We start from the raw sequence: 18,493 nt of genomic DNA on the forward strand, positions 1-18,493 counted from the left end.
CGTCACGACGCCGCCTCAGCGAGCCGGAACAGGACCGTCGGTTTCCCGCCTGCGGGGCCTCGCCCCTGGTCCTCGCGAGCGATCAGGCCGTCCGCTTCGAGGTGGTCGAGTGCGGCCTGCTGGTGCGTCCGCTGGACCTTCGACAGCCGGGCGCGCAGCTCCCGTGCGCTGGCCGGTCCGTCGGCGAGCACCGAGAGGATCCGGCGCGCTGCGGACGCGACCTTCTCGCGCCGCTCGTCGGCCTCGGTGGTCTTCGCCTGCTCCCACTCGATGCCGCGGAGCTCGCCACGCTCCCGGGCGTCGCGGTGCGCCGCGGCCTGCAGCGCCGCCTCGGTGCGCTCCCGGGTCAGCTTCGATACCGCCATCGCCGTGCCGGACAGTTCCCAGTCCTGGTCGGTGACCGCGGTGCGCCCCGCCATCGCCGCGAACGCGACGGCGATCTTGCATCGGGTGAACAGGCTGTGCGCCTCGAGGTCGCTCTCCGAGTCCTCCTCCTGCTCCATCGCGTTGAGCCGGTGCTCGGCGATCTCGTCCCCGGCGGCGGCGGGCATGAGGATGAACTCGCCGCGGCTGGCGTGCGGCCACGAGCTGCCGAGGATCTCCGGGGCCCGCACGATCGGCGGCAGTTCGACGCCGCCCTGCGCGTAGTAAGCGTGGAGCGCGGCGCGCGCGGCGCGTGCGCGCTTGTCCTTGGTGGACGCCCAGAACAGGCGTTGCGCGGTGCCACCGTCGCCGCTGGCCCGGTTGAGCAGCGCGCCGGCGCGGGCGTACTGGACGCCGATGACGGACACGAACCGGTAGGTGTGGTCGTTCACGGGCATCTTGTTGGCGCCGCGGTACTCGCGGCCGAGCCGCTCGCCGCTGTAGGCCTCGCGGAGCACCGTGTCGACCGTCGACCCGGATCTTGCGGAGAGGGCGGCGAGGGCGTCGACTTCGTTGATGCTGACGAGGATCTGGTGCCGAACCATGATGTTGCGTTTCGGGTCGTTCGGGTCGGGGCCGCAGTACATGGCGGCGAGCCCCTCCCCCGATCCGATGCCGCGGATCTCGTAGCCGTCGCGGGCGGCGAGGAGCTTCGCGACCTTCGCGCTTTCGCCCTTGCCGGCGCCGGACTTGCCGGGGATCGCGAAGTGGAGGTTCAGGGATCCGCCGACGCGGGCGTCCTCGGCGTACGCGCTGCTGGTGGGTGGGATCTGCACGCCGGGCGGGATCGCGGCGAGGGTGCGGGCGATCACCTGCCCGAGGACGGCCCAGGGGGCGGCGTGCGCGAGCAGGCTCACGCGGAAGATTTGTTCGAGGTCGGGGCGCGCAGTCCAGAAGTCGCCTTCGATCGCTTCGAGATCGGTGTCGGGGGTGTAGCCGGTGAGGTGGAGACGCCCGTGCTCGTCGATGTAGCTGCCCGCGCCTGCGGCGGGGTTCTGGTCCTCCTCCTGCTCGTCGTCGGTGTCGGGGAGCGCGTTCACTTCGTCGGTGAGCCCCATCTCGGCGATCACGTCGTTGAGCTCGGTCGTCCCGGTTGTAAGTGCGGGGGCGGCCGTTTCCCCTGAAACCTGCCCGGGTCGGCCGATGAGCGCGCGGAGCGCATCGAGGTCCGATCCCCCGCCGCCCCCGGGGTGCTCGTGATCGCCGAGCTCCTCCGCGACCCGGGCGTCCGGCATGGTGGCGACGAGGTCCTGCCCGTAGCGGATGGCCTGCTCGACCTCGAACCGGCCCACGGCGCGCGCGTCGCCGGCGCGGGCGCACAGCACGTGGAACCGGGTCTGCAGCTCCCGTTCGGCGGCCAGCGCGTCCCCGGCGGTGAAGCATCCGTGGCGGCGGGCTGCCGCGATGCGGGTCGCTTGGGCGACGAGCCACGGGTGACGGGCGGCGGGCTGGTCCGCGGCCCACCCGCGGATCATGTCGTCGGCGTACTTGCACTGCTGCTGCCCCTGGTCGCGGTACCGCCACGTGGACGGGGCGGCGACGACGGGCGCGTCGACGGGCTGGTCGGCGTCCATCGCCTCGACCCCGGCGGTGGTGAGGGCGTCCTCGACCTGGGCGACGGTGATCGGGGCGCCTTGGCCGCGGATCGCGGCGGTCTCGACGGGTTCGTTCGGGTACTTCCAGTTGACGGTGCCTGGGGCGCGGAGGACGCGGGGGAGGTCGAACACGGAGTCGGCCTTGACGCCGCGGGCCGCCGCCGAGGCCTGGACGAGGCGGCCGTGGCGTTTGAGGAGCGCGACTGCGCGGGCGCGCTTCTCGGGGGTGTCGAGGATGGTGGCGGGGTCGTGCGGGTCGAGGGTCCACACGGGTTGCACGCCGTGCCCGGAGAGCGTCATGAAGACGGGTTCGGTGCCGTACGCCGCGGTGATGTCGTCGATGATCGCGTTGATCGTGTCCTGGTCGCCGGACTTGCCGGTCCCGAAGTCGAGGTCGGCCCATACCGCGCACCACCGTCCGACGGTGCGTTCGGTGGCGCGCCGGTTGTCGGCCGGCGGGGTGCTGATCTCGTTGACGCCGTACCAGACGTCGCTGTCGACGAGCCCCGCGGCGAGCGCGGGGACGATACCGGGGGTGACGTGGTGGTTGATGACCTTGGAGGCGCCGACCTGCTTCTGCATGATCGACGTCCATTGGCGGTGTCCGAGGAGGTGGATGATGTCGGCGAGGCCGAGGTCCTGCCCGTCGGTGCTGGCGGTCTGGGTCATGCGGTGCCTCCGAGGTCGAGGGTCGGCGCCTGCAGGCGCGTGCGCAGGGACAGATCGAGGTACTCGGCGTTGAGATCGACGCCCACGTACCGGCGTCCGTGCCGGGCGGCCGCGAGGCCGGTGGTGCCGGAGCCGCTGAACGGGTCGAGCACGGTGCCGCCGGGTTTGCATCCGGCTTGGATGCAGCGTTCGGCGAGCCGGACGGGCATGGTGGCGAAGTGCGCGCCGGGGAACGGCTGGGTGGCGATCTCCCACACGTCGCCCGGGTTTCGCCCCGCACCGCGCTCTGGAACGTTGCCGCTGCGCGTCGAGGTCAGCCCCTCCTGCTTCGTACCGCCGACGGGCGGCCATGCGCGGGGGACGCTGTTCTCCTTGTTCGTCGCGCCCGAGCGCGCCCGCCGGGACAGGTCGCGGTCGCCGTCGTACTGCTCGCGGATCGCGTCGAGGTCGAAGTGGTAACGCTGGCTCTTGGTCAGCATGAACAGGTGCTCGTGCCGTGAGCTGAGGCGGTCGGTGACGCTCTCGGGCATGGCGTTCGGCTTGGACCAGATGATGTCGTTGCGCAGGATCCAGCCGTCGTCCTGTAGTGCGAGCGCGGTGCGCCACGGGATCCCGCGCAGGTTCTTCGGCGTGATATCCGTCGGCCGACTCCGCGACTTGGTCGGCTGCATCTCGGTGCGCGCCTGCCCCGCGGTCCACGAGTTCTCGCCGACGGTGCGCACGCCGCCCTGGGTGGCGTAGCTGTCGCCGAGGTTCAGCCACAGGGTGCCGTCGTCGGCGAGCACGCGCCGCAGCTCCCGGAACAGGCGCACGAGCCGCTCGACGAACAGCCGCGGGTCCGGCTCGGCGCCGTGCTCGGCCGCCTTGTCCGGGTGGTCGTCGTCGAGGTAGGAGCGGAGGCCGAAGTAGGGCGGGCTGGTGACGATGCAGTCGACCGAGCCTGTGTCGAGGGTGCGCGCCACGGTCAGCGCATCCCCGTGGTGCAGGGTGACCGACTCGTCGGTGAAGTACGGTGCGGTCATGCGACCACCGCTGTTCCGCTCGGTGCGAGATGGAACAGCTCGCCCTGGCCTTCGTACTCGGGCTCCGGCTCTGCGAGCGGTGTCCGCAGGTCTTCGAGGATCACACCGAGCGTGTTGAGTTCGGCGACCGCGGTGTCGACCATGCCCGTGTCGGTGTCGCGGTAGATGATCCAGCGCATGCACCAGCGGCACGGGTACGGGAAGTCCATGCCGACGTTGATGATGCCGCCTATCGCCTTCTCGATGGCTGCGTATTTCGACCACGGGGTGCGGCAGATGCGGATCACGCGTACGGGGTTACCGCCGGTGGACGGCGTGTGGCGGGCTGGCCGGTTGGGGTTCGCGCAGCGGGCCATCGTGAACTGGTGGAAGAAGGTTCGGCGTCCGTCGTCGTCGGTGGCGATTCGGACCCAGTCCGGGAGCGCACGGGACCACGCCTGCAGTTCGGGGACGGTGATTGTGACGTGCTGGCTGTCGCGGAGTGTCACGCGGATACCGTCGGGACCGATGTGCCCGCCGGACATCGCGCCTGCGATCCAGTAGCCGTCGACCGGCCCCATCGTGGTGATCGCGGCCGCGGTGGGGTCGGTGACGAGCGCGACGGCCTCCGGGAGGCTCGAGAAGCAACGGAGCGCGTCGAGTTGGTCGACGGTCAGTGGCGGTGGGGCGCCCTTGGTCATGGCTGGGTGTCTCCTTGGATCTGGACGTCGAGGTCGAGGGCCTCGGGCGGGGCGGGCTGCTCGGCTTCGGGGTCGGGCTGGGCGGCGAGGGCGCGAATCTCGTCGCTGATGTACGGGCGGTTCGGTTTTCCCGATGCGAGGTGCCACACCGGGTAGGCGGGGCACCGGTAGTCGTGTCCTTGGGTGGGCGGGTGGTGCTCGCAGATGACGCACCGGCCGAGGGCTGCGGCTTCTTCTGGGGTCCAGAGGCGGGGTTCGCCGTTGGGCTTCGCGGGCAGGTTCACGTGACCTCCCCGGTGAGCGCGAACCTGATGAGGTACCCGCCGCCGTACCCGGCGAGGATCACGGTGCCGAGGAACACGTACGGGCTGCCGCCGCCCGGCTTCCGCATGTCGCGGACGAACTCCGCGAAGCAGCCGACGATCAGGATCATTGCGGCGACGGCCGCGGCGACGCGCGCGCCGGTCATGCTCGGGCCTCGGGGATCTGCGGGCCGAGGGCGATCCGGGCGGACGGCGCCTTGTGCGTGCCGGACCCGATGCGGATCTCGTCGACGATGCGCGCGGCACCGTCGAACCGGATCCACAGCGACCCGCGGTGCGCCGTCGGCTTGAGCCGGGAGAGCCACATGCCGAGCGCGTGACTGCTGCTCGCGGGGGCGTGCAGCTCGTACACTCCGCGCCCGATCTCGGTGCGGGTCGGCCACACTTCGAGGGCGATCGTTGTGCCGCTGTCGTGCACGAGCAGCGCGGGGCGGATCTGGTTCGCAGGGCGCGCGAGGTCGAGAAGCTCGGCGAGGAGCGCGGCGGGGACGGGCACGACGTCGCCGACGGTGTCGTCCCCGGCGATGACCTTGAGGCGGGGGCCGGCGAGGAGGCGTTCGGCGCGTTCGACGGTGCGGCGCGCTCCGAGGTCAGTGATGCTGGCGGTCATGCGGTCAGAGCTCCTTGAGAGAGAAGAATTCGGAGAGCGGGGCGCGGCGCCCGCACTTCAAGCACCGGGCCGTCTTCCCGGCCGCGATCCACTCGCGGATCACAGCGGCGCAGTCCTCGCAGATGGGGACGCTTATCCCGTCGCACGCGCGGATGATCAGCAGCCACCGGGCGGGGCCGTGCTCGGCGTCCGCGCCGCGGTGGTTCTTGAGCGCCCGGGTGTCGCACGGGATCTCCCGCGAGAGCTGCTCCTCGAGGTCGGTGACGCTGTCGACGATCGGGGCGGTCATGATCGGTCACCGGCCGGCGCTGTCCACCAGCACCAGCCGCAGTGGCGCAGCTGGGTGTCGGGGTCGATGTCGGTGCTCTGCCCGCACTGCGGGCACAGGGGTGCGGGGTCTGCCGCCTGGGGCACGGCGGCGGAGCCCGCCTCGTACTCGATGGGGTCGGGGCGGCCGGTGTCGAAGTCGCTGTCGACGAACAGGCCGTCGGGGCCGCGTTGGCCGCGGCCGGTGAGGTCGCTCATGGCCGGGTACCTCCGTCGGTGGAGTTGATGTGGGCGCAGAGCAGCTGCATCGCCTGGGGTTCGGTGAATCCGGCGTGGAGGTACGCGAGGAACATCTCGTGCACGAGGGCGCAATACGCTTCGGTGTCGGTGATGGGGAATCCGGTGGGGGTGGTGTCGTCGGGCATGTCGTTGGCTCCTGACGGGGGACGGTTCGGGCGCTGTTGGGGGACGTTTTGGGTATGCGAAATCGCTTGGTGTCAGTGGGTTTTCGTGCGGGTGAGGACTCGGGCGGCGAGGTCGGCGGGGCTGGGGGTGGTGGGGCCTCGTTCCCCTGAGACGGCGACCGCGGCGTCGAGGGGGATCGTGTCGGCCGGCGTGAGGGTGCGGGGCTGGGGGCCGTCGCCGGTCTCGATCCAGTGGGCGAACTTCGATGCGACGGAGAGGATCGCGCCCTCGGGGAGGTGGTTGTGTCCGTGGGTGGCGTGGTCGTCGGCCCAGTCGACGGCGGCGCGCAGCGCGGCGGTGCGGATTTCGGTGATGGTGGTGTCGGTCATGGCTGGGGCTTTCGGGGTCAGAGGATTCGGATGTTGACGGGGTGGACGTAGCGGGCGGTGCCGTCGTCGCAGTTGATGGCGGCCATGCCGTGCCACGTGCCGATGTGGTCGCCGTAGGTGAGGACGGTTCGGCGGGTGGGGTGGAGGACGGCGACGCGGATGGCGCTGGTGGCGCCGTGCCAGCCGTGGTTGCGGGCCATCACTCCCCCGCCCCGGGGGTCCACAGGACGGTGATCGTGCCGTCGCAGTAGGCGCGAACGTCGCGGCTTCGGAAGGTGTCTTCACCGTCACTGCGGTCTGACGGATCCATATCGGTCCACGTCTTGCCTCGGCGCTCGAAGTAGTAGCCGATCGAACGGCGGCGCCCTTCGACGATGCGTTCAGCGCGGATCACCGTTCCGTCGGGCAGTGCGTCCATATCGTCGGCGGTCTCCACCCGGCGCGCCGCCGCGGTCTGCGCCAGGCGGAGCAGCTCCTCCTTGTTCGGCACCTCGTCTTGGTGGATGCCGAGGATGTCGACGACGGCCTGCCCCATGAGTTCAGCCCAGTCCTGCGCGGCGTCGCGTTCGGCGCGGAGCGCGTCCTCGCGGCCGGTGCGCCACCCCGCGGGCGGGCTCACGACGATCCGCCCGATGAGTGCCTCGATGTAGTCGTCAGGGGCGGGCGTGATCCCGGGCAGCGAGTGCGTGTGCGAGCCGAGGCTGCCGTGGTGGAGTGCGCCGTTGGCGCGGGCGGCCTTGATCAGGTCGTCGAGGGGCAGTTCACGGAGGCTTTCGATGATGCTGTCGGTGCTCATCCGAGGTCACCGTCCTGTAGGTAGCCCTCGTCGATGAGGCCGGCGATGCCGTGGCCGGACCAGCGGACGAGGTGCCGTACCGTCGCGGCGAGCCGATCGGCGCTGGCGCGGACCTGGTCGCGTTCGCGGTCGATGAGGGTTGTGACCTTCCCGTCGATCGCGTCCAGCAGGGTGGCCTTGTGTTCGCGGAGCTGCTCGACCTCGTTGCACAGCGGGCCGACGTCGCGGAGGAGGCGGACCACCTCCTCGGGCGTCGCCTGGGAGGCGTCGAGTTGGGCGAGGTCGGCGCGGATCTCGGGCAGGAGGCGTGGCTCAGGCACGGTCGTCCTCCGTCCACTCGCGCACCGTCGTGCCGACCGGGCACTCGATCACCACCGCCGGGTCGTCGAGGTCGTGCCGTTCGTCGTGCCGGGCGATGAACCGGATCGGCCACGGCCACACCGTGAGCACGTCCGTGTGCAGCACCGAAAGTACCCACTCGCTCTCGGACTCGGCGGAGTTGATGCCGCGCAGGTCCTGGTCGTCGTCGAAGACGGCGCGGATCCACACGCGTTCGCCGGTCGGGGCCTCGACGACGACGGTGCAGCCGCCGTACGCGGCGAACTCGTCTTCGACGTGGCCCTCGACCTCGAGTAGGTCGTCGGACGCGCCGTACAGGATCAGGGCGGTGGGTTCAGGCATCGGGGGTCTCCTGGGGTGTGACGTCGACGTCGTTCATGAAGTCGGCGAAGTGCTTGCGGTGCTCGGCGGCGGTGCGCTCGCGCTCCGCCGCGTAGTGCTCGTAGGCGGCGCGGTCGTAGACCTGGGTGACGGTCACGGTTTCGGTGTCGATCTGGACGGTCATCCCGCGGACGATCTCGGGCGGGCATTGGCGGACCAGGTCCGCGATGGGGTCATTCGCCATGACGCACCTCCGTGGTGCGCACCGCGATCCATGCACCCCACCGCCAGACCGTCAGCCCGACGGAGAGCGAGAGCCATCGGCGCTCGGAGGAGCTGCGGGTGGTCCCTACGTACTCGGTGAAGATGCCGGCGTCGCTGACGGTGATGCCTGCGTCGATGACGCCGCCGGGGCCGAAGTCGTCGCCGACGACGTTGCCGATCTTCCAGGCGACGCGGTCGCCCCAGTGCTCGCGGTAGTCGAGGATCTTCTTGAGCTTCATCGCCGTGTCTCCTGCGCGATCAGGTATTCCCAGATGCGCAGCGCGGCGACCGCGTCGCTGTGCGCCTGGTGTGGGTGGGCGTTCTCGGTGAGGTCGAGCGCGGCGAGGCAGTCGTCGAGGCCGCCCATGTCCCGGCCGAGGTGGCCGGCGGTCATGGATTCGACGCACCGCATCCGGTAGTGCCACGGCGTGCCGCCGAGGATTCGGGCGAGGAACGCGGCGTCGAACCAGGGCTGCGCGCCTACCAGTGTGGCGCCGGCCAGGTTCGGCGTGAGGTGCTCGCGGATCTCGGCCCACGTGTACGCGCGCTTCGGGTCGTAGCGGCGATCGTGATCCGCCCGGAACGGGGCGGGTAGCCGCTTCGCGAGGGTGGTGTCGTGCTCGACGAACCCGGTGAACGACCAGATGCCGCCTGCGCTGTCGAGGTGGATGACGGCGAGTTCCCAGACGTCGTCGTATTCCGGGTCGAGGCCGGTGGTTTCGACGTCGACGATCACGACGGGCCGGCCGGTCATGATGCGTCCTCCACTTCCAGGATCACCGTGGTCTGGTCGGATTCGTACGGCCGATCGCCGCGGATCGTGTCGACCGTGACCAAGACGACTTGGCCGCTGCCGCAGCCGTCGACAAGGTCGCGGATGTTCTCGACAGTGAGGGTGTCGCGGTCGGGATTGAAAGTGATGCTGCGGGTTCGGGCCACGTTGATCTCAGGCATCGCCGTGCTCCATCCGGTCGGCGGCGGCGCGCAGCGCGTCGGCGAGCACGGCGCGCACGTCGTCCTCGTCGAGGTGCATCTTGATCTGCGGCACGTCGCCCGAGATGCACCCGGTAACGGTGATCGGCAGCTTGCCGGTCGTGTCGACGGTGCAGAAGTGCGCGCCGTCGAGGTCGATTCTGATCGTGAAGTTGGCGGGGATGGTGCCGAGTGATTCAGCCATGGTGGTTCTCCTGGTTCGCGGTGGGGTGGTCTGCGGGGTGCCGGGTGGCGAGCGCGTTACCCATGGGTCCGCTGCCATCGGGCGGCGAGCGCGGCCTGCAGCTCGGGGTCGAGGTCGTCGAAGCGGCGGCCGCCGGGGATGCTGTCCCAGGAGTCGCGGGCGTTGCACCATGCGGTGCTGTGCGGCTCGGGCCGGGTATCCGGCGGGGTGAAGGTGGCGGCGAGGGCGAGGGTGGCGTGTACCTGGGCACTCGCGACGGCGCTGGCGTGGTACGGGTCGGCGACGTCGTACTCCTCGGCGGCGAGGTCGAGGAGCCGTTCGGCTTCGGCGTAGTGCTCCCTGCGCGTTCACGCTGCACCGTCCTCGTCGTCGGCGACCGCGTCGTGGATGTCGTCGAGGCGCGCGTAGAGGATCGCACGAGCCGCGGCATCCAAAACGTCGGCCACCGCGGAGCGCTGCCCCTTCGCGTACCTCGGCGACTCCACCACGAACCCGTAGAGGGCCCGGACCGCGGCGTCGAGCACCTCGGCCGGCCACTCCCCGCGATGCGTGAGCAGCCCATCCCGCCCCGCCTGGGCGACCCGGGCGCGCACCGTCGCGAGCCGGTTCTCAGCGTCCCGGCGGCGGACCTCGGCGCGCTGCTGCGCGCTCCTCGCGCGGAACACCTCCAACCTCATGCGCTCGACGTCGTCGAGCCAGCAATCGAGCACGATGTGCAGCGACCGCTTGAGCTGCACGTAGGTCGGCTCGGACATCAGTGCGCCTCCTCGACCGTCGCGCCTGCGACCTCGGCGCCGAGCGCCGCGTACCCGGCGAGGTCGATCCACGAGTCGGCGCCGGTCGGGGTCTGCACGAGACGCGCGATCTTGAGCTGCGCCATGCACAGTGCGACCTCGTGCGCGGTGACCGCGTGGCCGAGGGTGATGGTCCAGAGCTGCGCGATCCGCTCGAAGGAGTCCTTCGGGGAGCCGTACTCCTGGCGGCGCGATCCGTTGATGATGTTCTTCGCCGTGTTGAGCACCTGGGTGCGTGTCGGTGCCTGCGGGGTGGCGAAGGGGTCGTTCGTGGTCATGATGTTTCCTCTGTTCGTTGGTGATCGGGGGGTCAGTGGGTGAACTTCGGGAGGCGTTTCCGGTTCGCCTTCTCCGCCGCCCGGGCCGCCTCACGGGCGGCGATCTCTTGGTCGAGGGCGGTGCCCCAGGGGACGCGGGCCGCCGCCTTCTCGAGGAGCACGAGCACGGGCCGCAGCTCCGGGTACATCTCGGGGTGCCGGCCGACCACAAGGCTGAGGGCGCGCTGCGCTTCGCGGGCGTAGTCGGCGAGCTCGTGCGCGCGGTAGAACAGGTCGCGCGCCTTCCCCACCGGGGCGGCCATCCACACGGCCTTCTCGTGGGTGAACGTGGCGTGGAGGCCAGGGATCCCGGCGGTCGAGAACGTGATCTCGCGGCGGGCTTTCGTCTCGTCCATCGGTGCTCCTGAATGGGGTGGGGTGGGGCCGCGGCCAGCAGGGTTTGGGGTGCTGGCCGCGGCCCCGGAGGGGTGTTACCGGCCGAGCGTCAGAAGTTCGGCATGGCGGCGAGGACCTGCTGCTGCTGCTCGGGCGACCAGGCGGCCCACTGGGTGGGGTCGATGCCGGGCGGCGGGCCAGCGGGCGCGGCCGGGGCCTGCGGAGCGGCAGGAGCCGGCGGAGCAGCCGGTGCGGCAGGCGTCGGTGCCGCGGCGGCCTGCTCACCGAGGAGCGCGTTCGCCGCCGCCGAAGCGCCCTGCACGGGCGGCTCGTACGACGCCGCGAACTTCTTGACCTCCCGCGCACCCGCGAACGGCGGATCGTCGAGGGCGTTGCACGCGACGGTGAGCCGCGCTCCCGGGTCGAGGGTCTTCGACCCGGCGGCCCGCAGCGCGTCGGAGATCGCGCCGGTCATCCACCCGCGGACGTACAGGGTGCGGAGGCCGTCGTCGTCCTCGTCGTTGCGGATGTCGGTCTGCACATCGATCCGGAACTGATACTTGATCTTTCCGGTCTTCTTGTCGATGACCGGGGTGCCGTCCTTGATGTCGGTCTGGGGCTCCGGGTCGTGGACGGTGACGATGATGCCGGAGACGCTGTCGCCGATCTTCTCGAACTTGAAGTACTTGCCGCCGCCGCTGAGCATCTGGGCGAGGGTGGGGGCCTGCTGGGGGATGGTCATGATCTGTCGATTTCCTTTCAGGGTGGGGTATTTCAGAGGTTCGCGGCGTACACGGGCACGCCGAGGTTCTCGGACAGGTCGTCGACGACGGTCTGCCAGGTCGCGCGGATCACGTGGTCGAAGGGCTGCGCGTCGAGGGACAGCCGCACCTTCCCGCCGCCGGTGCGGAGCCGCAGCCAGCACGTGACGTCGATCGGAGGGAAGTCCTCGAACCGGGACGCGCGGAACGTGATCGTCGTGGGGACCTCGAGCTGCGTGGTCCGCCCCGCGGTCGCGGTCACTTCCTCCGCGTACGACAGGACCTGGGAGCCGTTGGCCCGGTTGATGCGGGACTCGAACGTGCCGGACGTGCTGGCGCGGAGGCTGAGCGCGATCTCCATGAGCTCGGCCGTCTGGTGCGAGGTGATGAGGTGCCCGACCTTCTCGATCAGGTCGGAGAACTCCTCCTGCCCGCACGGGTCGGCGTCGATCGCGGCCATGAGTACCCGCCAGTTCGGGTCCTCGACGAACCGCAGCGTGAGCCGGTCGTCCCGCCGCGTGTAGTCGTCCGCGGGGTCCGGGGACAATTCGTTGTACACGACGGTGACCTGCCCGGTCTTGCGGTTCGCCCACACCGTCGACTCGCCTGTGACGAGCGGCCGGCGGCGGATCTCGGCGAGGAACGACGCCTGGTCGGTGACGGCGCGGTGGTCGACGGTGCGGGGCGGGAACGCGTCGGGCGCCTCGCCGCGGATGTCGATGACCCTGGTCTCGAGGCCCTCGACCCCGTTGGCGACGAGGACGTGCACGGGGCCGTCGACGCCGAACTCCTCGGGCGCGATCACCTCGGTTTCGACCTGCGGAAGGTGAATGTTGCTGTCGGACATGTTTTGTCTCTCCTGGGGTGGGGTTACTTGCTGCCGTAGAACATGCCCGCGTTGTCGCGGGACAGGGTTCCGGTTCCGTCGGTGAACCAGATGGACTGCGCGGGCTCGCGCACCGGCTTCGATTCGACGTTCACGGCGAGCCGCACAGCACCGGACTCGAGCGGCTCGACGGTCGTCTTCACCGTCACGCTGCCGCCTTTCTTGCCGGTGGCGAGCGCGGCGTCGACGCACTCGGCGAGCGCGCGGGACGCCTCGACGAGGGCGCGGCCCTTGTCGTGCTGGGCGAGGACGACCGCGAAGTCGGTCAGCGACTCCTCGGCGGTCTCCGTGTCGTTCTCGGACATGGGTTTTCCTTCCTGGTGGGGATGGGGTTCACGCCCCGGTCGGGGCGGGGATCATGGGTTTGCCGGGGCCCGGGCACTGGTAGCCCGAGCCGTCCGGCTTGCGGGAGAAGAACGGGCAGAACTCGCACGTCTCCGCGGTGGCCTCGACCGCGGCGACCATCTGCGGGTTCTTCTCGACGCCGAGGACGTCCGCGAGGACGATGAGCTGGTGCCACCGGGCCTGGACCTCGTCGGCCACGGTGGGGTCGTAGGCGTACGGGTACGCCTTGATCCCGTGGGTGGTGCCGGACTTGGGGATCGCGACGATCGCGACGGACTTCACGGGGTAGCCGAGGAGCTCGTAGGCGCGGCCGTAGAGCTGGACCTGCCGCTGGTACGAAACCTTGGGGCCGTGCAGGCGCATCGCGTCCATGGACGTGTTGCCGAGGATCTTCCAGTCGAGGACGCGCTGCTCGTCGATGTCGTAGCAGTCGGCGGACCCGACGAGGTCCCCGGCGCCGTTCTCCCCCGCGTACCAGGTGGTGACGCGCTGCTCGGCGATGTACCGTTCGCGGCCCAGCCGCATGTTGGTGGCGAGGAGGTGCCGCTCCATGCGGGCGTGGTAGGCGATGCCGATCTCGGACGGGAGCGGGTCGATGCCGGGGTTGCACTCGGGTGCGTCGATGATGTGCAGCACCAGCTTGCGGCTGCAGGGGTGGCCGATCTCGGACGGGCCGAGTTCCTTCTGCAGGCTGCGGGGATGGTTGCGGTTCTCGTAGCGGATGATCTCGGCGACCTGCTCGGCGATGAGGTCGGCCTCGGTGAGGTGTAGGTGTTCCTGGATCGAGGGTGCGGTCACGATGGGGTTCCTCCGGTGATTGCGAACCACGCGAGGGCGGCGATGGTGCCGGCGCTGGCGACGGTGCAGTAGATGGCGGCCCACTCTTTTGAGGGGGTGGTGCGGGTCGGCGGGTGCGCGGTGCCAGTTGGCGGCGAGGGCGATGGTCGCGATGAGTGCGGCGAGGGTGGCGGCGAGGATCCGCAGCGCGGTCACGATGCACCGCCCTCGGGGCGGTCGGCCCGGCCTTCGCGGAGCGCGCGGGCGATGACGTCGACGATGGTGTCGTTGTCCTGGCAGGTGGCCCAGAGCTCCTGTGCCCGTTTCATGTCGGCGGCGGCCTGCGCCTTCGTGGAGCGCTCACGGTCCAGGCGATCGGCCTCCTCGTCGTACTCCCGCGCCACCGAGGCGGCCTCGAACTGGTCTTGGTTCAGACTGTGGCGGTTGTCTCGAATGAACTTCGCGACCTGCCGCAGGTGTTCGGCGTTGTCCGGGGCCAGCGGGGCACGTTCGGCGGCGATGCCGGCCTCGTAGCCCTTGGGGAACCCGGCCTTCTCGCCGTCCTGGAACCCGCTGTCGCGCATCGCGAGGGCGTGCGTCTCGCGGATCATGGGCTCGACGCCGACCATCTTCCGCAAATCGCGTTCGGACATCAGTTTCGTGGCGCCGTTGTGGTACACGGCCGTCCACCCGCCTCGGTGGCGCACCAACGCTGCAGCGCCTGGCATCTGGAATGTGTCGCCCGGCTGCGCGCCGAGCAGCGGATCCGGGCGCGTCATCGGGCGCCTCCCGCCATCGCGGCCAGGTGCCGAGAGCACCAGCCGTCACGCAGCGCGCGCCGCCCGCACTCGGGATCGGTGCACCCCTCTGCCACCGCGGGGTGCGTCACCTCGGGAGGCGTGTACCTGTACGGCGCGTGGCCGGCGGCGATCCGCTCCTGCTCCCGCGCGTACCGCAACCTGTCGACGTACGCGGAGGTGAGCTCGTGCGCCTCACGGGATGCCGTGTTCGCGATGCTGGTGCTCATCGCGCACCGTCCTTCTTCAGCAGGACGAACGGGCGGTTCGGCTGGGTCTCGATGATGTACTTCTCGTACATCTCGGGGTTGTCAGCCTTGAGCGCGTTCTTGTCGAATCTCGTACCGGGCTTGCCGTTGGGGCGGAACGTCAGGACGGTCTCGCCGTCGACCTGACCGACGGTGCCCTCGGACCCGAGCGCCGCCTTCACGATGTCGGTGAGCACCTTCTCCTGGTCCTCGAGCTTCGACTTCTCGAGACGGATGTCGGCGAGCTGCGCTAGGATCGGCGCGATGCCCGACAGGTCGACGACGACGTCCTGCGGTGCGACGCCCTGCTGCCCGGTCATGCCGCCACCGCCTCGGTAGCGCGGACGACGGACTTCTTCGCGTGCTCGGCGAACTCGGTCGCGAACGGCGGAAGGTCGTCGCCGTCGGTGAACCACCGCGTGACCTCGACGCCGGGGTGAGCGCCGTGAGGACGCCCCGTGATCATGGTGGTGGCGGCGACATCTCCGTCCTCGGCGACGGTGGCGGTGACGACGACCGTCCCGGGGTACATCTCCGTCGCGCCACCGGGGCCGACGTCGGCGATGTCGACCATCGGCCACGCCGGGCCGCTCGGTTCGCAGGTGAACCGCATCGTGGCGGTAACGAGTGTGACGGTGGGCATTTCAGGATTCCTTGCTGACGGGCCCGGACGACGCCGGGGTGAACTTGTAGGCGAGGGCCAGCACAGCGGTGAGGCCGGCGAGGAAGAGGAGGACGGTCATCGGCGCGGACTCCCGGGGACGACGGGAGTGAGGGTGTGACAGGCGGTGCAGGTGCATCCGCGGACTCGGACGCGGGCTCGGCGGGCGGCGAGCTCAGCGCGGTACTCGCGTCGGATCCGGGCGCGGATCTCGAGGTCGGCGATGTATCGGCGGTGGAGCGCGATCACGATGTGGCGGCAGATGATCCAGATGCAGACCCAGACGGAGACGATCGCCATGAGCACGAAGCTGTTCATCGCGAAAGTCCCAGTGCTGCGCGGAGGTCCGCGGTCGCTACCGCCTTGCGGTGGCCGATCTGATGGACCCGGAACGGGAACTTTCCCTGCTCGGCGTAGACGTACGACTGCGACTTCCCGAGGCCGAAGGCGCGGCCGGCGGTCGGGACGTCGACGGTGAGCCCGGCGCGGTCAAGTTCGTCCTGTGTGAGCGTGGGGTTACGCTGGGGGTTGGGCATGGTGTCTCTCCATTCCTGTTCGTTGGTGCGGGCCGTTCGACGTTGGGGCGTCGGGCGGCCCGCGGCGTTTCTGCCGCCTTCGGTGATCGCCGGGGTGCGGTTCGGCTATCAGCGGGGGACGGCGGGGCCTCGAAAAGCGCGCGGGCGGGGACGCCGAGCGACCTCGCGAGCCGGATGGCGAGCGCCGGGCTGCAGGTCGTCTTCCTGCCGGTAGCGAGGTGGGAGACAAAGCCTTTGGAGCAGTTGGCCCGGTTCGCGAGCTCTCCTTGCGAGATGCCTTCTTGGCGCATCAGCGCGAGGAGGGTGGTGCGGCTCTTGAGCCGGGCTCCTGACATGCCAGGTCGTCCCTTCGAGGTGGATTTCGTCCGGTGCGTTCCGGACCAGTCCAACGTAGCCCGGTAGCCGCGCTGTCGGCAAGCGACACGCCCCGATCTGTACCCCATTGGTAGACGATAGCGGAGCGAAGAAGTTCAGAGTGAGATGGGTAACAGCGTCTATACGCTGGGCGAATATGGGATAAGACTGTAACGCGTGAGCCAGACAAGCCGTACCCTGTTGGTAGACGGCACAGTCTAAACCGGTAGTAGACGGAAAGGATCGAGATGGTAGACGCACGACCAGGTGAGCAGCCGACGATCCGGCGGCTCATAGAAGACAGACGCACAGCGACCGGATGGTCGTATCAGGACCTATCGCACGCGAGCGGCGACGTGGTGTCGAAGAAGACGTTCAACGACCTCGCCACCGGCACGCCGAAGTCATGGCCGGCGCCGACGACGATCGCGGGACTGGCCCGGGCACTGAGCGTCCCCGATGACACAATCGTCCTCGCGATCGCCGCATCCCTCGGCGTGCCGGTCAGGACGCACACGTCGCTGCTCGCGCTGCAGCTGCCCGCCTCAGCTGACCTTCTCACCCCATCCGAGCGGGGCTACATCGTCGGCATCGTCAAGTCGCTCACCGCCGGGCGGGGCGACCCCGACGCTCCGGAGGAGAGTGAGGCTCACCTCGCTGGCGAAGTCGCCGAGCTCGCCACCAGCCTCGGTGACCAGATTGACGGCGGTAAGTAGCAGGGCGACCGGAGCGATGTGCCGCGTCGGGAGGTTGTCGGGGTCGAAGCCGCGGAGGCCTTCGGCCAGCATTTTCAGCCAGGACTCGCGGGGGAGGTGGTCGTATGATTCGTGCATCTTGTCAAATTTTCTGTTCACTTGCCGTCGGCAATTGTCCGGTAATTCAAACACCATATGGGACGGCACTGACAGTTCGTTACAGAACGCCGTAAACGGGTTGCAACCTGCACGAACCTATCTAAAATTGTACAGTTTCGCGCAGCTGTTGAATATATCCATCAGCACCGATTGCCTTTGCAATTGAATCGTTTTTCCGGGACCGATTAACCGGAAAGAATTCCGCAGAAATTCAGGAAACCGAAGATATATGGCCCGCCCACCACTCCCCATCGGAACCCACGGCACCATCACCCGCACTGAGGTTGCCCCCGGCCGCTGGCAAGCCCTCGCCAAGGTCCGCGACCACGACGGCCGCACCCGCCGCGTGAAGCGCTACGGCAAGACCGGCGCCGCCGCCGAACGCGCCCTCAAGGAGGCGCTCCGCGACCGCGCCAAGCGCACCGACCACGTCGACGAGATCAGCCGCGACACCACCCTCGAGGACCTCGCGCGCCTCTGGATCGAACGACGCGTCGCCGAGAACGAACTCTCCCCCGGCACCATCGACGGGTACCGCGACCTCATCCGCGTGCACATCGTGCCCGGCGTCGGCGGCATCCGCATCGGCGAAGTCACCGTCGGCAAGCTCGACCGGTTCATCCGCGCCGTGCCCGGCGCCACCAGCTCGCAGCACTGCCGCGTCGTCCTGTCCGGGATGCTCAAGCTCGCCGCGCAGCACGACGCCATCGACTTCAACCCGGTCCGCGACACCACCCTCCGTCACGTCGACCGCGGCGAGATCCGCACCCTCACCGACAACGAGCTCGAGCAGCTCCGAACCCGAGTCGACGTCTGGGCCGGCGGGAACCGCATGGGCCCGAAGCGCGGGCAGGACATCGCGAACCTCACCGACATCATGCTCGGGGCGAGCACCCGCATCGGCGAGGCGCTCGCCATCCGCGAGGACGACATCGACCTCGGAACCTGGGGGCAGCAGGGCGTGCCCGTCGGCGAGCAGCGGCCCCCGACGGTGACGATCTCGGGCACCATCGACCGGTACGCGAAGCGCCAGCCGTGGACGAAGACCGACGCCGGGTGGCGCACCGTCGTGCTCCCCGACTTCACCGCCGAGGCGATCGTCCGGCAACTCGCGCTCGACCTCCCCCAGGACGAGGACCGGCTCCTGTTCCCCGGGCGGCACGGTGGCCCGAGGAACACGCACAACGTGCGCACGCAGCTGCGGAAGGCGTGGCGCACCGTCGTGCTCGTCGACGGCGTCCCAGACGGCCCCGAGGACATGTTCGACTGGGTGAAGACCCACACCCTGAGGAAGACGTCCGCGACCGTGATCGACGACGTCGCCGGGCTGCAGGCGGCGGCAGACCAGCTCGGGCACGCGTCGACGGACGTGACGCGCAAGCACTACGTGCCGAAGGCCGCGACCGCGCCCGACCTGCGGCACGCGCTGGACCGGCTCGCGCGGCGCCGGCCGACGACGCCCTGATCTATTTCGGACCCGTTTCGTACCCCTGATACAGAAGAACCCCCTCCCGGATCTTCCGAGAGGGGGTTCTACCTGCTGTTTT

Annotated in this window: 33 protein-coding genes and 1 pseudogene; 2 read left to right on the top strand and 32 right to left on the bottom strand. The window is 69.7% G+C overall.

Features of this window, described 5'->3' with window-relative positions; translation table 11 throughout:
* Positions 1-2 precede the first annotated feature (2 nt).
* The 32 genes and pseudogenes from BN39_RS21570 to BN39_RS24095 all read right to left on the bottom strand — a co-directional run.
* Positions 3-2,687, bottom strand: a complete 2,685-nt coding sequence (locus tag BN39_RS21570) for a winged helix-turn-helix transcriptional regulator (RefSeq protein WP_019204532.1) — start codon at positions 2,685-2,687, stop codon at positions 3-5.
* Positions 2,684-3,709 (bottom strand): site-specific DNA-methyltransferase, encoded by a 1,026-nt coding sequence (locus tag BN39_RS21575; RefSeq protein ID WP_019204533.1) that lies wholly within the window; start codon positions 3,707-3,709, stop codon positions 2,684-2,686. The genes BN39_RS21570 and BN39_RS21575 overlap by 4 nt, the downstream gene beginning before the upstream one ends.
* On the bottom strand, positions 3,706-4,389 hold the full coding sequence (locus BN39_RS21580) for a hypothetical protein (protein ID WP_019204534.1): 684 nt from the start codon (positions 4,387-4,389) through the stop codon (positions 3,706-3,708). Before BN39_RS21580 ends, BN39_RS21575 begins: the two co-directional genes overlap by 4 nt.
* The gene (locus BN39_RS23305) at positions 4,386-4,673 is read right to left on the bottom strand and encodes a hypothetical protein (RefSeq protein ID WP_040769145.1); all 288 of its coding nucleotides are present in this window, start codon (positions 4,671-4,673) and stop codon (positions 4,386-4,388) included. The genes BN39_RS21580 and BN39_RS23305 overlap by 4 nt, the downstream gene beginning before the upstream one ends.
* Positions 4,670-4,858: a hypothetical protein gene (locus BN39_RS21590; RefSeq protein ID WP_019204536.1), complete on the bottom strand. Its 189-nt coding sequence runs from the start codon at positions 4,856-4,858 to the stop codon at positions 4,670-4,672. Before BN39_RS21590 ends, BN39_RS23305 begins: the two co-directional genes overlap by 4 nt.
* The gene (locus tag BN39_RS21595; RefSeq protein WP_019204537.1) at positions 4,855-5,322 is read right to left on the bottom strand and encodes a hypothetical protein; all 468 of its coding nucleotides are present in this window, start codon (positions 5,320-5,322) and stop codon (positions 4,855-4,857) included. The genes BN39_RS21590 and BN39_RS21595 overlap by 4 nt, the downstream gene beginning before the upstream one ends.
* A 4-nt stretch (positions 5,323-5,326) precedes the next feature.
* Positions 5,327-5,611: a hypothetical protein gene (locus BN39_RS21600; protein WP_019204538.1), complete on the bottom strand. Its 285-nt coding sequence runs from the start codon at positions 5,609-5,611 to the stop codon at positions 5,327-5,329.
* Positions 5,608-5,847 (bottom strand): hypothetical protein, encoded by a 240-nt coding sequence (locus BN39_RS21605; RefSeq protein WP_019204539.1) that lies wholly within the window; start codon positions 5,845-5,847, stop codon positions 5,608-5,610. The genes BN39_RS21600 and BN39_RS21605 overlap by 4 nt, the downstream gene beginning before the upstream one ends.
* Positions 5,844-6,014, bottom strand: coding sequence for a hypothetical protein (locus BN39_RS23595; protein WP_019204540.1), 171 nt, complete (start codon positions 6,012-6,014; stop codon positions 5,844-5,846). The genes BN39_RS21605 and BN39_RS23595 overlap by 4 nt, the downstream gene beginning before the upstream one ends.
* Before the next feature lie 72 nt (positions 6,015-6,086).
* Positions 6,087-6,383 carry a hypothetical protein gene (locus BN39_RS21610; protein WP_019204541.1) on the bottom strand — a complete coding sequence of 99 codons (297 nt, stop codon included), beginning with the start codon at positions 6,381-6,383 and terminating at the stop codon, positions 6,087-6,089.
* A 17-nt stretch (positions 6,384-6,400) separates the two neighbouring features.
* A complete protein-coding gene (locus tag BN39_RS21615) occupies positions 6,401-6,583 on the bottom strand; it encodes a hypothetical protein (protein ID WP_019204542.1) in 183 nt (60 codons plus the stop codon).
* Entirely contained in the window at positions 6,583-7,179 is a 597-nt protein-coding gene (locus BN39_RS21620) for a hypothetical protein (protein WP_019204543.1), read from the bottom strand. The genes BN39_RS21615 and BN39_RS21620 overlap by 1 nt, the downstream gene beginning before the upstream one ends.
* Entirely contained in the window at positions 7,176-7,499 is a 324-nt protein-coding gene (locus tag BN39_RS21625; protein ID WP_019204544.1) for a hypothetical protein, read from the bottom strand. The genes BN39_RS21620 and BN39_RS21625 overlap by 4 nt, the downstream gene beginning before the upstream one ends.
* Positions 7,492-7,860 carry a hypothetical protein gene (locus BN39_RS21630; protein WP_019204545.1) on the bottom strand — a complete coding sequence of 123 codons (369 nt, stop codon included), beginning with the start codon at positions 7,858-7,860 and terminating at the stop codon, positions 7,492-7,494. Before BN39_RS21630 ends, BN39_RS21625 begins: the two co-directional genes overlap by 8 nt.
* Positions 7,853-8,083 (bottom strand): hypothetical protein, encoded by a 231-nt coding sequence (locus BN39_RS21635; RefSeq protein WP_019204546.1) that lies wholly within the window; start codon positions 8,081-8,083, stop codon positions 7,853-7,855. Before BN39_RS21635 ends, BN39_RS21630 begins: the two co-directional genes overlap by 8 nt.
* Positions 8,073-8,342 (bottom strand): hypothetical protein, encoded by a 270-nt coding sequence (locus BN39_RS21640; protein WP_019204547.1) that lies wholly within the window; start codon positions 8,340-8,342, stop codon positions 8,073-8,075. The genes BN39_RS21635 and BN39_RS21640 overlap by 11 nt, the downstream gene beginning before the upstream one ends.
* Positions 8,339-8,857 (bottom strand): exonuclease domain-containing protein, encoded by a 519-nt coding sequence (locus BN39_RS21645; RefSeq protein WP_019204548.1) that lies wholly within the window; start codon positions 8,855-8,857, stop codon positions 8,339-8,341. Before BN39_RS21645 ends, BN39_RS21640 begins: the two co-directional genes overlap by 4 nt.
* Positions 8,854-9,057, bottom strand: coding sequence for a hypothetical protein (locus tag BN39_RS21650; protein ID WP_019204549.1), 204 nt, complete (start codon positions 9,055-9,057; stop codon positions 8,854-8,856). The genes BN39_RS21645 and BN39_RS21650 overlap by 4 nt, the downstream gene beginning before the upstream one ends.
* A complete protein-coding gene (locus BN39_RS21655; RefSeq protein ID WP_019204550.1) occupies positions 9,050-9,280 on the bottom strand; it encodes a hypothetical protein in 231 nt (76 codons plus the stop codon). Before BN39_RS21655 ends, BN39_RS21650 begins: the two co-directional genes overlap by 8 nt.
* 347 nt (positions 9,281-9,627) lie before the next feature.
* Positions 9,628-10,035, bottom strand: a complete 408-nt coding sequence (locus BN39_RS21665; RefSeq protein WP_019204552.1) for a hypothetical protein — start codon at positions 10,033-10,035, stop codon at positions 9,628-9,630.
* Positions 10,035-10,352 carry a DUF6378 domain-containing protein gene (locus tag BN39_RS21670; RefSeq protein ID WP_019204553.1) on the bottom strand — a complete coding sequence of 106 codons (318 nt, stop codon included), beginning with the start codon at positions 10,350-10,352 and terminating at the stop codon, positions 10,035-10,037. The genes BN39_RS21665 and BN39_RS21670 overlap by 1 nt, the downstream gene beginning before the upstream one ends.
* Before the next feature lie 32 nt (positions 10,353-10,384).
* Complete coding sequence (locus BN39_RS21675; protein WP_019204554.1) at positions 10,385-10,747, bottom strand: hypothetical protein; 363 nt, start codon at positions 10,745-10,747, stop codon at positions 10,385-10,387.
* A gap of 89 nt (positions 10,748-10,836) precedes the next feature.
* A complete protein-coding gene (locus tag BN39_RS23600) occupies positions 10,837-11,469 on the bottom strand; it encodes a hypothetical protein (RefSeq protein WP_019204555.1) in 633 nt (210 codons plus the stop codon).
* 32 nt (positions 11,470-11,501) lie between these two features.
* Positions 11,502-12,335 (bottom strand): DUF2303 family protein, encoded by an 834-nt coding sequence (locus BN39_RS21685; protein ID WP_019204556.1) that lies wholly within the window; start codon positions 12,333-12,335, stop codon positions 11,502-11,504.
* 23 nt (positions 12,336-12,358) lie between these two features.
* Positions 12,359-12,679 carry a hypothetical protein gene (locus tag BN39_RS21690; protein ID WP_019204557.1) on the bottom strand — a complete coding sequence of 107 codons (321 nt, stop codon included), beginning with the start codon at positions 12,677-12,679 and terminating at the stop codon, positions 12,359-12,361.
* A 28-nt stretch (positions 12,680-12,707) separates the two neighbouring features.
* Entirely contained in the window at positions 12,708-13,712 is a 1,005-nt protein-coding gene (locus tag BN39_RS21695) for a hypothetical protein (protein ID WP_051159104.1), read from the bottom strand.
* Positions 13,709-14,275 (bottom strand): hypothetical protein, encoded by a 567-nt coding sequence (locus BN39_RS21700; RefSeq protein WP_159103269.1) that lies wholly within the window; start codon positions 14,273-14,275, stop codon positions 13,709-13,711. Before BN39_RS21700 ends, BN39_RS21695 begins: the two co-directional genes overlap by 4 nt.
* Positions 14,272-14,523, bottom strand: coding sequence for a hypothetical protein (locus BN39_RS21705; protein ID WP_019204559.1), 252 nt, complete (start codon positions 14,521-14,523; stop codon positions 14,272-14,274). The genes BN39_RS21700 and BN39_RS21705 overlap by 4 nt, the downstream gene beginning before the upstream one ends.
* Positions 14,520-14,861: a hypothetical protein gene (locus tag BN39_RS21710; RefSeq protein WP_019204560.1), complete on the bottom strand. Its 342-nt coding sequence runs from the start codon at positions 14,859-14,861 to the stop codon at positions 14,520-14,522. The genes BN39_RS21705 and BN39_RS21710 overlap by 4 nt, the downstream gene beginning before the upstream one ends.
* A complete protein-coding gene (locus BN39_RS21715) occupies positions 14,858-15,184 on the bottom strand; it encodes a hypothetical protein (protein WP_019204561.1) in 327 nt (108 codons plus the stop codon). Before BN39_RS21715 ends, BN39_RS21710 begins: the two co-directional genes overlap by 4 nt.
* 332 nt (positions 15,185-15,516) lie before the next feature.
* Positions 15,517-15,738 carry a hypothetical protein gene (locus BN39_RS23605; RefSeq protein WP_019204564.1) on the bottom strand — a complete coding sequence of 74 codons (222 nt, stop codon included), beginning with the start codon at positions 15,736-15,738 and terminating at the stop codon, positions 15,517-15,519.
* A 152-nt stretch (positions 15,739-15,890) separates the two neighbouring features.
* A pseudogene (locus BN39_RS24095) lies at positions 15,891-16,181 on the bottom strand (helix-turn-helix domain-containing protein); the annotation flags it as partial.
* 270 nt (positions 16,182-16,451) lie between these two features.
* Between BN39_RS24095 and BN39_RS22520 the strand changes: the two are divergent.
* On the top strand, positions 16,452-16,808 hold the full coding sequence (locus tag BN39_RS22520) for a hypothetical protein (RefSeq protein WP_148281563.1): 357 nt from the start codon (positions 16,452-16,454) through the stop codon (positions 16,806-16,808).
* A 367-nt stretch (positions 16,809-17,175) separates the two neighbouring features.
* Entirely contained in the window at positions 17,176-18,411 is a 1,236-nt protein-coding gene (xerC, locus tag BN39_RS21740) for a tyrosine recombinase XerC (protein ID WP_019204567.1), read from the top strand.
* Positions 18,412-18,493 lie beyond the last annotated feature (82 nt).

The sequence above is a fragment of the Tsukamurella sp. 1534 genome (assembly GCF_000312385.1).
Classification (GTDB): domain Bacteria; phylum Actinomycetota; class Actinomycetes; order Mycobacteriales; family Mycobacteriaceae; genus Tsukamurella.

Excerpts from the sequence above, each read along its gene's own strand:
- BN39_RS21710 (WP_019204560.1), bottom strand. The coding sequence starts at position 14,861 with ATGACCGGGCAGCAGGGCGTCGCACCGCAGGACGTCGTCGTCGACCTG.
- BN39_RS21635 (WP_019204546.1), bottom strand. The coding sequence starts at position 8,083 with ATGGCGAATGACCCCATCGCGGACCTGGTCCGCCAATGCCCGCCCGAG.
- BN39_RS21645 (WP_019204548.1), bottom strand. The coding sequence starts at position 8,857 with ATGACCGGCCGGCCCGTCGTGATCGTCGACGTCGAAACCACCGGCCTC.
- BN39_RS21665 (WP_019204552.1), bottom strand. The coding sequence starts at position 10,035 with ATGTCCGAGCCGACCTACGTGCAGCTCAAGCGGTCGCTGCACATCGTG.
- BN39_RS23595 (WP_019204540.1), bottom strand. The coding sequence starts at position 6,014 with ATGCCCGACGACACCACCCCCACCGGATTCCCCATCACCGACACCGAA.
- BN39_RS21615 (WP_019204542.1), bottom strand. The coding sequence starts at position 6,583 with ATGGCCCGCAACCACGGCTGGCACGGCGCCACCAGCGCCATCCGCGTC.
- BN39_RS21630 (WP_019204545.1), bottom strand. The coding sequence starts at position 7,860 with ATGCCTGAACCCACCGCCCTGATCCTGTACGGCGCGTCCGACGACCTA.
- BN39_RS21675 (WP_019204554.1), bottom strand. The coding sequence starts at position 10,747 with ATGGACGAGACGAAAGCCCGCCGCGAGATCACGTTCTCGACCGCCGGG.
- BN39_RS21685 (WP_019204556.1), bottom strand. The coding sequence starts at position 12,335 with ATGTCCGACAGCAACATTCACCTTCCGCAGGTCGAAACCGAGGTGATC.
- BN39_RS21655 (WP_019204550.1), bottom strand. The coding sequence starts at position 9,280 with ATGGCTGAATCACTCGGCACCATCCCCGCCAACTTCACGATCAGAATC.
- BN39_RS21570 (WP_019204532.1), bottom strand. The coding sequence starts at position 2,687 with ATGACCCAGACCGCCAGCACCGACGGGCAGGACCTCGGCCTCGCCGAC.
- BN39_RS21715 (WP_019204561.1), bottom strand. The coding sequence starts at position 15,184 with ATGCCCACCGTCACACTCGTTACCGCCACGATGCGGTTCACCTGCGAA.
- BN39_RS21670 (WP_019204553.1), bottom strand. The coding sequence starts at position 10,352 with ATGACCACGAACGACCCCTTCGCCACCCCGCAGGCACCGACACGCACC.
- BN39_RS23605 (WP_019204564.1), bottom strand. The coding sequence starts at position 15,738 with ATGCCCAACCCCCAGCGTAACCCCACGCTCACACAGGACGAACTTGAC.
- BN39_RS21705 (WP_019204559.1), bottom strand. The coding sequence starts at position 14,523 with ATGAGCACCAGCATCGCGAACACGGCATCCCGTGAGGCGCACGAGCTC.
- BN39_RS21580 (WP_019204534.1), bottom strand. The coding sequence starts at position 4,389 with ATGACCAAGGGCGCCCCACCGCCACTGACCGTCGACCAACTCGACGCG.
- BN39_RS21610 (WP_019204541.1), bottom strand. The coding sequence starts at position 6,383 with ATGACCGACACCACCATCACCGAAATCCGCACCGCCGCGCTGCGCGCC.
- BN39_RS21595 (WP_019204537.1), bottom strand. The coding sequence starts at position 5,322 with ATGACCGCCAGCATCACTGACCTCGGAGCGCGCCGCACCGTCGAACGC.
- BN39_RS21640 (WP_019204547.1), bottom strand. The coding sequence starts at position 8,342 with ATGAAGCTCAAGAAGATCCTCGACTACCGCGAGCACTGGGGCGACCGC.
- BN39_RS21650 (WP_019204549.1), bottom strand. The coding sequence starts at position 9,057 with ATGCCTGAGATCAACGTGGCCCGAACCCGCAGCATCACTTTCAATCCC.
- xerC (WP_019204567.1), top strand. The coding sequence starts at position 17,176 with ATGGCCCGCCCACCACTCCCCATCGGAACCCACGGCACCATCACCCGC.
- BN39_RS23600 (WP_019204555.1), bottom strand. The coding sequence starts at position 11,469 with ATGACCATCCCCCAGCAGGCCCCCACCCTCGCCCAGATGCTCAGCGGC.
- BN39_RS21605 (WP_019204539.1), bottom strand. The coding sequence starts at position 5,847 with ATGAGCGACCTCACCGGCCGCGGCCAACGCGGCCCCGACGGCCTGTTC.
- BN39_RS21620 (WP_019204543.1), bottom strand. The coding sequence starts at position 7,179 with ATGAGCACCGACAGCATCATCGAAAGCCTCCGTGAACTGCCCCTCGAC.
- BN39_RS21690 (WP_019204557.1), bottom strand. The coding sequence starts at position 12,679 with ATGTCCGAGAACGACACGGAGACCGCCGAGGAGTCGCTGACCGACTTC.
- BN39_RS21600 (WP_019204538.1), bottom strand. The coding sequence starts at position 5,611 with ATGACCGCCCCGATCGTCGACAGCGTCACCGACCTCGAGGAGCAGCTC.
- BN39_RS21700 (WP_159103269.1), bottom strand. The coding sequence starts at position 14,275 with ATGACGCGCCCGGATCCGCTGCTCGGCGCGCAGCCGGGCGACACATTC.
- BN39_RS21575 (WP_019204533.1), bottom strand. The coding sequence starts at position 3,709 with ATGACCGCACCGTACTTCACCGACGAGTCGGTCACCCTGCACCACGGG.
- BN39_RS21590 (WP_019204536.1), bottom strand. The coding sequence starts at position 4,858 with ATGACCGGCGCGCGCGTCGCCGCGGCCGTCGCCGCAATGATCCTGATC.